Source organism: Micromonospora sp. SL1-18, from assembly GCF_047921505.1.
Lineage (GTDB): Bacteria > Actinomycetota > Actinomycetes > Mycobacteriales > Micromonosporaceae > Micromonospora.
The window spans coordinates 1-2,070 of sequence record NZ_JBLROA010000159.1; the positions used below are offsets into that span (position 1 = coordinate 1).

1 protein-coding gene and 1 pseudogene are annotated in these 2,070 nt (G+C 65.2%); both read right to left on the reverse strand.

The annotated features are described in order from the left end of the window. Positions 1-385 (reverse strand): annotated as a pseudogene (locus ACNAW0_RS30245) (IS1182 family transposase); the annotation flags it as partial. Between the two features lie 117 nt (positions 386-502). Further along, positions 503-2,070 (reverse strand): reverse transcriptase domain-containing protein (locus ACNAW0_RS30250; RefSeq protein WP_416291454.1); only part of this gene is annotated, 1,568 nt, incomplete at its 5' end.

Here is a 2,070-nt window from a genome sequence, read left to right on the forward strand (position 1 = left end):
ATCTGCCGGGCGGGAGACCATGCACATCCGCCTCCCGCCGAGTGACCACCTCCCGCCCCCGCCGGTTCACCACGACCACATAGTTCTGCACCAGCACCTGCCGCAGCGTCTCCACCGCCGGGAGCTGCGCCAGCCACGCCGGCGCATCCGCCGCGTACACCGCCTCCAGCAGGGTGAACCCGTCCTGTCCGTAGGCGGCAGCGAGGGCGTCGCGTTTGGACTGCGCACTCGGTAGCCGCCACGAATCGATACGCACCCCGTAACGGGCGGTCCAATCCGCCACGTCCAGGGTGGCGGCCAGCCAGTCCGGCGCCGCCGCCGCGAGGGCCTCCAACGTCGCGCGCACCGATTCCCCGGCCAGCTCGAGGCGGTTCAGATCCCGCACCGCGGCCAGCAACACCGGTAGGCCGTCGGCGAGGTTTCCGCTGTGTGCGGCGCCTTTTCCGACGGCCCCCGGTCCGAACCACGCGGGCACCTTTCAGCGCACGTAGCTCTCCAGTGACTATCCCGTGGGTGTCGCGGTTGGTTGCCCGGCATGGATGGCTTGGTGGCAGTCCGCGCAGACCACGAGGGTCTTGCGGCGCCGTTGGGCCATCAATTGTGCCCACGCCGGCTGTGGTCGCCCCGGTTGGTCGAGGTCGGCCAGCTTGCGGACCTGGTGGGTTTCCACCGGGCCGCGTCGCTGGCACCACTCGCACCATCGCGCCGTGAGCCGGGTGACCAGCTCTTTACGGGGGATGGTGACCGGACCTGGTTGGCGGTCGATGAGCACCGCTGTCTTCTGCCGTCGCAGGGGAATTCCACCGAACCTGGCGGTCAGCGGTTTCCTGCCCGGCCGTGGCACGGTGGCCTCGAAGCACGTGTGCGGCCCGTACGGTGTGTCGATTTTGGTCTTGTACTTGCGGGCCATCTTCGTCACCGTCGAGTTGTGCTTGGCGGCCAGTGTCTTGAGCATCGAGGTCAGGGCGACCCAGTGCAGGTAGTCCAGTCTCCCGACGTCGCTGGCGAGCAGGTAGAACTGTGCCAGTCCCCGGAACTCGGCGCCGTATGTGCTGATGATGAGCGGGTCGTCGCGGCTGATCAGCTCGCTGCGGCGTTCGGGTTTGCCGTGTTTGAGGTACGGGGCGGCCTTGGCCTTGATCACCGTCCGTGGGACACGGAGCCGGATGCAGCCGTTGACTTTCGGGCGGCATCGGCTGTGCTGGACGGTGACCTCGTAGCCGAGGAATCTTGCCGCACTGGTACGGGCGTGGGTGACCAGTGTCTTGTCCTGACTCAACTCCAGGTTGAGGTCGTCGCGTAGGAACTGGGTCAGGCGTTGCTTGATCTGCTCGGCTTCGGCCTTGGGCCCGGTGAACCCGAGGATTTGATCGTCGGCGTAGCGGCAGTACCGGAGCCTGCGGAAGTTGGGATCGTTGGGATCCCCGTAGGGCAGGTTCCGGCGTGCTATGCGCCATTGTCGCACCGCGACGCGGTCGCCGCGCTTGCGGGCGCGGTGGATCGCGTCGGTTTTCCTGGTGTACGCGGGGTTGGGTGCCCTGCGTTTTCCTCGGGTATATTCTGGGATGAGCACTGTCTCGACAAACGTGTCCAACCGGTCCAAGTAGATATTGGAAAGGATCGGGGATGCGACGCCGCCTTGCGGGGCTCCGCTGAGTGTGGCGTTGTATTCCCAGTCCTCCAGGTATCCGGCTTGTAGCATCTGTTTGATGAGTCGAAGGAACCGGTTATCGTGGATGTTCTCCGCCAGGATCTCGACCATGATCGAATGATCCAAACTGCCGAAACAGTCGGCGATATCCGCTTCGATGAACCAGGTCGTCCCGCCCCATGTCTCCGCGATCTCACTGAGCGCGGTGTGGCAGCCACGGTGGGGACGGAAACCGTGTGATCGGCGGGAGAATCGCGGCTCGTAGTACGCCTCCAGCAGGAGTCGAACCACTTCGCCGACGAGTTTGTCCGCCCAGGACGGCAGGCCGAGAGGTCTTCGTTTTCCGTTCTTTTTCGGAATGTAGACGCGCCTCACAGGCTGGAACCGGTAGCGCTCGTGGCGCATCGCATCGATGATGC